Source organism: Flavobacterium sp. (genome assembly GCF_044361065.1).
GTDB lineage: Bacteria > Bacteroidota > Bacteroidia > Flavobacteriales > Flavobacteriaceae > Flavobacterium.
The window spans coordinates 1-7,956 of the sequence record NZ_JBIKJI010000099.1; the positions used below are offsets into that span (position 1 = coordinate 1).

The window sequence follows — 7,956 nt, forward strand, 5'->3', positions numbered from 1 at the left end:
TATTTTTACAATATAGATAAAAAACAAACAGAAAAAATTCCGGGACAAGATGCTTTTATTATTTTAAATAACATTCGCGAAAGCAAAAAAGTTTGGAACAATAGTGAGAGTATTATTACCGATTTAGGTGATGGAATTATCAATTTAGAATTTACTTCTAAAATGAATTCTATCGGAGCTGGAGTTTTACAAGGAATAAACAAAGCCATCGATATGGCTGAAAAAGGTTATGAAGGATTAGTAATTGGAAATCAAGGAACGAATTTTTCTGTAGGGGCAAATTTAGCAATGATTTTTATGTTGGCTGTTGAGCAAGAATATGACGAATTAAATATGGCCATCAAAATGTTCCAAGACACGATGATGCGCTGTCGTTATTCATCTATTCCAGTAATTGCTGCACCACACGGAATGACACTTGGTGGTGGTTGCGAATTAACTATGCATTCAGATAGAGCAGTTGCTGCTGCCGAAACCTACATTGGATTAGTAGAATTTGGTGTTGGAGTAATTCCTGGTGGTGGTGGTTCTAAAGAAATGGCGCTTCGTGCATCCGATTTGTTTAGAAAAAATGATGTGGAATTAAATGTATTACAAGAATATTTCTTAACAGTTGGAATGGCAAAAGTCGCAACATCTGCTTATGAAGCTTTCGATATTGGCGTACTTCAAAAAGGAAGAGATATTGTTGTTGTAAATAAAGATAGACAAATTGCTACGGCAAAACAAGTGGCTTTACAAATGGCAAATCAAGGGTATACGCAACCTGTTAGAAGAAATGATATAAAAGTTTTAGGTAAACAAGCATTAGGAATGTTTTTAGTCGGAACGGATCAAATGGTTGCAGGACAATTCATTTCAGAGCACGACCAAAAAATAGCAAATAAATTGGCTTATGTTATGGCAGGTGGCGATTTATCTGAACCAAATTTAGTTTCCGAACAGTATTTATTGGATTTAGAACGTGAAGCTTTTTTATCGCTTTGCACGGAAAGAAAAACATTAGAACGTATTCAGTTTATGTTAACTAAGGGGAAACCGTTGAGAAATTAATTATTGATTATTGTAAACTGTAAAATGTATAATGTATACTGAAATTAAAATTTAGAAATGAATTATTTTAAAGAATTAAAAGTTTGGCAAAAAGCTATTGAGTTAGTAACTGAAACATATTTAAAAACTCAAAATTTTCCAAAAGAAGAAATTTATGGGTTGACTTCGCAAATTAGAAGATGCGCAGTTTCAATTCCTTCAAATATAGCTGAAGGTTGTGGAAGAAAAACTAATAAAGACTTTAGTAATTTTTTAGGTATTTCTTTAGGTTCATCTTTCGAATTTGAAACACAATTAATCATTTGTAAGAATCTAAATTTTATAAATGAAGATGATTTTAAAAATATAGAGTCAGAAATTCAACATATTCAGAATATGATAATCAAATTACAAAATTCAATTGACTCAAAGTAACAGTATACAATATACAACAATACAATATACTAAAAATATAAAATATGAAAACAGCTTATATAGTATCCGCATACAGAACTGCAGTAGGAAAAGCGCCAAAAGGGTTATTTCGATTTAAACGACCAGATGAATTAGCGGCAGAAACTATCCAACACATGATGGCTCAATTGCCAAATTTCGATAAAACAAGAATTGATGATGTTATGGTTGGAAACGCTATGCCAGAAGCAGAACAAGGTTTAAATGTGGGACGATTAATTTCCTTAATGGGATTAAAAGTAACAGATGTTCCAGGTGTGACAGTTAATAGATATTGCGCATCTGGATTAGAAACCATCGGAATGGCAACAGCTAAAATTCAATCAGGAATGGCACATTGTATTATTGCTGGTGGTGCAGAAAGTATGAGTTATATTCCTATGGGCGGTTACAAACCAACTCCTGATTATAAAGTTGCAGCAGCAGGAAATGAAGATTATTATTGGGGAATGGGTTTAACAGCCGAAGCTGTGGCGAAACAATTCAATATTTCAAGGGAAGATCAGGATAAGTTTGCTTATGAATCACATATGAAAGCTTTAAAAGCGCAAGCTGAAGGTAAATTCGATAGTCAAATTGTACCTATAAATATTGAACAAACATTTGTAAACGAAAACGGTAAAAAAGAAACCAAATTGTATGTCGTTTCAAAAGATGAAGGTCCAAGATTAGGAACTTCGGTTGAAGCATTAGCCAATTTAAAACCAGTTTTTGCAGCTGATGGTTCTGTGACTGCAGGAAATTCCTCTCAAATGAGTGATGGTGCCGCATTCGTTTTAGTGATGAGCGAAGAAATGGTAAAAGAATTAAATTTAGAACCCATTGCTCGTTTAGTCAACTTTGCTTCTGCAGGTGTAGAACCAAGAATTATGGGTATCGGACCGGTAAAGGCCATTCCAAAAGCGTTATCTCAAGCTGGATTGACATTAAATGATATCGATTTAATTGAATTGAATGAAGCATTTGCTTCTCAGGCATTAGCCGTAACTCGAGAATTAGGTTTAAATCCTGATATTATTAACGTAAACGGAGGAGCAATTGCTTTAGGTCATCCACTTGGTTGTACAGGTGCAAAATTATCGGTACAATTATTTGAAGAAATGAAACTAAGAAAATCTAAATACGGAATTGTTTCGATGTGTGTTGGAACAGGACAAGGAACGGCTGGGATTTTCGAATTATTATAATTTATTTTGAATGTTGAATTTTAAATTTTAAATGGAATGAAAGAAAATATTATTGCAATTAAAAGTTTTGATTTTGCTTTAAGTATAGTTAATCTTTTTATTCTACTTAAAAAAGAAAATGAATTTATCATATCAAAACAAATATTGAGATCTGCAACTAGTATTGGAGCAAATGTTGAAGAAGCAATAGCGGCTCAATCTAGAAAAGATTTTATTCATAAAATGGCAATTGCATCAAAAGAAGCTAGGGAAACAAAATACTGGTTGAGATTGTTAGATAAGTCCAATTTAACATCCATTGAAATGTCAAGTTATTTAATAGAAGTTGAACATATAGTTAATATCATTACAAAAATAATTAAGACATCAAGTGAAAGTACAACGAAATAATTTAAAATTTAAAATTCAACATTTAAAATAATATAAAAATGGAAGACATAACAAGAGGAGGACAATTCCTTGTAAAAGAAACAAAGTGCGAAAATGTTTTCACACCAGAAGATTTTAATGAAGAACAACTTATGATGCGCGATTCTGTTAAAGAATTCGTAGATAAAGAACTTTGGGCACATAAAGATAAATTTGAGAAAAAAGATTACGCATATACCGAACAATGTATGCGAAATGCAGGAGCATTGGGTTTTTTAGGCGTTGCTGTTCCAGAAGCATATGGCGGATTAGGAATGGGATTTGTAAATACAGCTTTAGTCTGCGATTATATTTCAGGAGCAACAGGTTCGTTTTCAACCGCTTTTGGTGCACATACAGGAATTGGTACGATGCCAATTACGCTATACGGAACTGAAGAACAAAAACAAAAATATGTACCAAAATTAGCTTCTGGCGAATGGTTTGGTTCATATTGTTTGACAGAACCAGGCGCAGGTTCGGATGCGAATTCTGGAAAAACGAAAGCGGTTTTATCTGCTGATGGAACACATTATTTAATCTCAGGTCAAAAAATGTGGATTTCAAATGCTGGATTTTGTAATGTAATGATTGTTTTTGCTCGTATCGAAAATGATAAAAATATTACAGGATTTATTGTAGAATACGATAGAGAAAATACAAACGGAATCACTTTAGGTGAAGAAGAACATAAATTAGGAATTCGCGCAAGTTCAACAAGACAAGTGTTTTTTAACGAAACAAAAGTTCCAGTTGAAAATATGTTAGCTGGTAGAGGTGAAGGTTTCAAAATTGCAATGAATGCTTTAAATGTCGGTCGAATTAAATTAGCAGCTGCTTGTTTGGAAGCACAAAGAAGAACCATTTCTGGAGCTGTAAATTACGCCAACGAAAGAATTCAGTTTAATACACCAATATCAAGTTTTGGTGCCATTCAAGCTAAATTAGCAGAGATTACTACAAATTGTTATGTAGATGAAAGTGCAACTTACAGAGCTGCTGGAGATATTCAAAACAGAATTGAAACTCGTGAAGCTGAAGGTAATTCTCAACAAGAGGCAGAATTAAAAGGAGTTGAAGAATATGCTATTGAATGTTCTATTTTAAAAGTTGCCGTTTCAGAAGATGTGCAACATTGTACAGATGAAGGAATTCAAATTTTTGGTGGAATGGGATTCTCTGAAGATACACCAATGGAATCGGCTTGGAGAGATGCCCGTATTGCTCGTATTTATGAAGGGACAAACGAAATTAATCGTATGCTTTCTGTAGGAATGTTGGTTAAAAAAGCAATGAAAGGTCACGTTGATTTAATAGGTCCAGCTATGGCTGTTGCCGAAGAGTTAATGGGGATTCCATCTTTTGATGTGCCTGATTATTCAGAATTTTTAGCAGAAGAAAAAGAAATGATTGCTAAATTGAAAAAAGCATTTTTAATGGTGGCTGGTGCAGCTGTTCAAAAATTTGGAGCTGAATTGGAAGATCATCAACAACTTTTAATGGCTGCAGCCGATATGTTAATTGAAATTTATATGGCAGAAAGTGCCGTTTTGAGAACTGAAAAAATGGCAAAAAAATTAGGTACTGATAAAGTAAGTGACCAACTTGCTATGACTCAATTGTACTTATATAATGCGGTTGATATTGTTACTCAAAAAGGAAAAGAAGGAATCGTTTCTTTTGCAGAAGGCGATGAGCAACGTATGATGTTAATGGGATTACGTCGTTATACAAAATATGTAAATATGCCAAACGTGGTGAAATTACGTGAGCAAATTGCTGCTAAAGTCATCGCAGAAAATAAATATTGTTTTTAATATTTAATTAGTTTGTGTAAAAAAGTCCTGAGAAATCAGGACTTTTTTATGGTAAAATACCCGTACAGTTTGTCACCCTGAAAGGGTCTCAAGCAAACTGTAAAAAAAATTATCTGAGATGCTTTCAGCATAACAAACGTTGTGAGTAATTTTTTCTGTCTTTTGTCTAAAATCCGAAATCTTTTATCTAATATCAAATTAAGTATTCACTTCCAAATCTTTAATATAATCTTCATTCTCATAGAAAAAACGCTCAAAAGCATCCATTTTATCATAAAAGAAATTAAAAATGGTTTCCCAATCAGTTTTTCGGTTCAAACTCACGTCAGATAATTCCACCCAAACACGACTTATAATTTTACCACTTTCTAAATAATGTTCTCTATCAAAAATAACATCTGGCAAAAATTCATTCACCAAAATTTCTTTTAACGATTCCACTTTCTCAAAATAGATTTTTCGTTTATTTTCATCTTTGGGTTCAATATCCAGCATTACATATGCTTTTTTATTATCTACATTAAATTTAAACGTAACGTCTTTAATTTTAGTATTATACAGCAACCATTTTCTTGGATATTCGTTTCCAAAAGTGCTCCAAAATTCTTTCTTTATTAATTGCGCGTCTGCTTTACTATACATTTTTGTAATTATTTTTTGTAACTTTATAAAATAGAAATCTAAAAATGGAATTCACTCACTTTATAAATAATATCGCAAATTTAAAGAAAGAAAAGTTGTTAGCCACAGATGCGCACTTAAAAATGGCACCTTTGGAACGAATATCTTATCTTAAAGACAAATCCTATTCTGAAATTGAACCTAAAAATGCCGCAGTTTTAATGTTAGTTTACCCAAAAAATGAAATGGCACATTTGGCATTAATTGTACGCAACACCTATCCTGGAGTGCATTCTTCCCAAATTAGTTTTCCAGGCGGAAAGGAAGAATTTGAAGATGAAACTTTAGCAATTACAGCGCTAAGAGAAACGGAAGAAGAAGTAGGAATTCCAATGAATAAAGTTGAAATTATTAGACAATGTAGTGAGATTTATATTCCGCCAAGTAATTTTTTAGTTACACCATATTTAGGTTTTTCAAAGCAAAATTTACAATTTATTCCGAATCCAGATGAAGTGCAGCGCGTATTAGAATTCCCAATTCATCAATTGCTAAATGATAAAACTATTGTACAAACGAAAATGACTACTTCTTATGCTGTAAATATTGATGTACCTGCTTTTGAAGTCGAAAATTTCTTAATTTGGGGTGCTACTGCAATGATGCTCAGCGAGTTAAAAGAGTTAATTAAAAACGCAATGAAGTAGTATAAAATTACTAAATTTGCATCGTTTTTAAAACGTAATTCGTATGGGATTATTCAAAAGAAATCCGTTTGGACATATATTATTCATCAAAAAATGGTTAATCCGTATTTTTGGTGCATTAACACATAGTAGATACAGAAGTTTTAATAATTTACAAATTGATGGCTCAGATATTATTCGAAATTTGCCAGATAGAAACGTACTTTTTATTTCCAATCATCAAACGTATTTTGCAGATGTAACCGCTATGTTTCACGTGTTTAACGCAGCTTTAAAAGGAAGGGAAAATAATATTAAAAATGTATTTTACTTGTGGCAGCCGAAATTAAATATTTATTATGTTGCAGCTAAAGAAACAATGCAAGAGGGTTTGTTGCCAAGAATTTTAGCTTATGTTGGTGCTATTACTGTAGAACGAACTTGGCGTGCCGAAGGTAAAGATGTGCAAAGAGATGTGAATCCGAATGATACTGAAAATATTAAAATAGCATTAGAAGATGGTTGGGTAATTACATTTCCGCAAGGAACTACTCGTTCTTTTAAACCAGTACGAAAAGGAACAGCACATATTATTAAGCAACATAAACCAATTGTTGTACCAATAGTAATTGATGGGTTTAGAAGATCATTCGATAGAAAAGGATTATTTGTAAAGAAAAAAGGAATTTTACAATCAATGGAAATTAAGCCGCCATTAGATATAGATTATGAGAATGATTCTATTGAAAAAATCGTTGAACAAATAGAATATGCCATTGAACAACACGCTTCGTTTTTAAAAGTGATTCCTCAAGAAGATATAGAAGAAGCTTCTATATTAGATATAGAACGTCAATGGAAATATTAAAAAAAGTCCTGATAAAATTTTATCAGGACTTTTTTTAATACTCTATTTTTTGTAGTTCATTATAATTTCGCTTTAATCTTTTCATAAAAAATCCATAAATCAATTTATAAAAAATCCAAATGATGAAAGTAAATATTAATACAAATATAAAATAAATACCAAAAACTAAAACATAACCTTTGCTTGAATTTTCTCCAAAACGATTTATAATTTCTTGAAGTTTTGGCTCATAAATTGTTTGAGCAACAAATGCAACAATTAAAATAAAACCTATCATTAATAAATTATATGTTACGTATTGTTTCACAGTTTTTCTCGAATCTATAATATTTTTAAGTAAATGATTAACTGAATCAATTGCATTTATTTTTTTATAATTTGTGTAAAATCTGTATATAAAATATATAATTACTGCATAATTAATTATAGAAATAATTACCATAAATGTTTTTAAATGATACTTATTTAGCATTTTCCAATAGGTGTCGTTATTTGTTAAGAAGCCTAAACTTGTCCACAAAATAATTTCTAAAATACTAATAATAAAAATCCATTTTACTATAGAAGACGAACTTTTGTGCAACATACCATAAATTTCATTTTCTGAAACTTGTTTAAATTGCCCATCGTTTTTCTTCCAATCTTTTTTTAATAATTCTAATTCATCCATAAGTTACGGATTTAATGTTTTTTTAAGTTTCCCTTTGATTCTGTTCATTTTCACACGTGCATTCACTTCGCTAATCCCCAGTGTTTCTGATATTTCAGTGTAATCTTTGTCTTCTAAATATAAAAACATCAAAGCTTTGTCAATGTCATTTAACTCCGCAATGGCTTTATACATTAGTTTTATTTGTTCTTCT

General features: G+C 31.5%; 10 protein-coding genes. 7 read left to right on the forward strand and 3 right to left on the reverse strand.

Annotated features, from left to right (window positions below; genetic code table 11):
• The 5 genes from ACIQ11_RS07005 to ACIQ11_RS07025 all read left to right on the forward strand — a co-directional run.
• On the forward strand, nt 1-1,053 hold a 1,053-nt coding region (locus tag ACIQ11_RS07005), incomplete at its 5' end, for an enoyl-CoA hydratase/isomerase family protein (protein WP_396153967.1).
• Nucleotides 1,054-1,110: 57 nt separating this feature from the next.
• On the forward strand, nt 1,111-1,467 hold the full coding sequence (locus ACIQ11_RS07010) for a four helix bundle protein (protein WP_396153968.1): 357 nt from the start codon (nt 1,111-1,113) through the stop codon (nt 1,465-1,467).
• 44 nt (nt 1,468-1,511) lie between these two features.
• Nucleotides 1,512-2,693 (forward strand): thiolase family protein, encoded by a 1,182-nt coding sequence (locus ACIQ11_RS07015; protein ID WP_396153969.1) that lies wholly within the window; start codon nt 1,512-1,514, stop codon nt 2,691-2,693.
• A gap of 36 nt (nt 2,694-2,729) precedes the next feature.
• A complete protein-coding gene (locus ACIQ11_RS07020; RefSeq protein WP_396153970.1) occupies nt 2,730-3,083 on the forward strand; it encodes a four helix bundle protein in 354 nt (117 codons plus the stop codon).
• A 38-nt stretch (nt 3,084-3,121) separates the two neighbouring features.
• Nucleotides 3,122-4,918, forward strand: coding sequence for an acyl-CoA dehydrogenase family protein (locus tag ACIQ11_RS07025; RefSeq protein ID WP_396153971.1), 1,797 nt, complete (start codon nt 3,122-3,124; stop codon nt 4,916-4,918).
• A gap of 198 nt (nt 4,919-5,116) precedes the next feature.
• Here the strand turns inward: ACIQ11_RS07025 and ACIQ11_RS07030 are convergent, their stop codons facing one another.
• On the reverse strand, nt 5,117-5,560 hold the full coding sequence (locus ACIQ11_RS07030; RefSeq protein ID WP_396153972.1) for a DUF4268 domain-containing protein: 444 nt from the start codon (nt 5,558-5,560) through the stop codon (nt 5,117-5,119).
• A 44-nt stretch (nt 5,561-5,604) separates the two neighbouring features.
• Here ACIQ11_RS07030 and ACIQ11_RS07035 point away from each other — a divergent pair, with 44 nt between their 5' ends.
• On the forward strand, nt 5,605-6,246 hold the full coding sequence (locus ACIQ11_RS07035; RefSeq protein WP_396153973.1) for an NUDIX hydrolase: 642 nt from the start codon (nt 5,605-5,607) through the stop codon (nt 6,244-6,246).
• A gap of 43 nt (nt 6,247-6,289) precedes the next feature.
• Nucleotides 6,290-7,093, forward strand: coding sequence for a lysophospholipid acyltransferase family protein (locus ACIQ11_RS07040; protein ID WP_396148725.1), 804 nt, complete (start codon nt 6,290-6,292; stop codon nt 7,091-7,093).
• 34 nt (nt 7,094-7,127) lie between these two features.
• Here the strand turns inward: ACIQ11_RS07040 and ACIQ11_RS07045 are convergent, their stop codons facing one another.
• Entirely contained in the window at nt 7,128-7,763 is a 636-nt protein-coding gene (locus ACIQ11_RS07045) for a hypothetical protein (RefSeq protein WP_396153974.1), read from the reverse strand.
• A gap of 3 nt (nt 7,764-7,766) precedes the next feature.
• Nucleotides 7,767-7,956: RNA polymerase sigma factor (locus tag ACIQ11_RS07050; RefSeq protein ID WP_396153975.1), on the reverse strand; the 190-nt coding region annotated here is incomplete at its 5' end.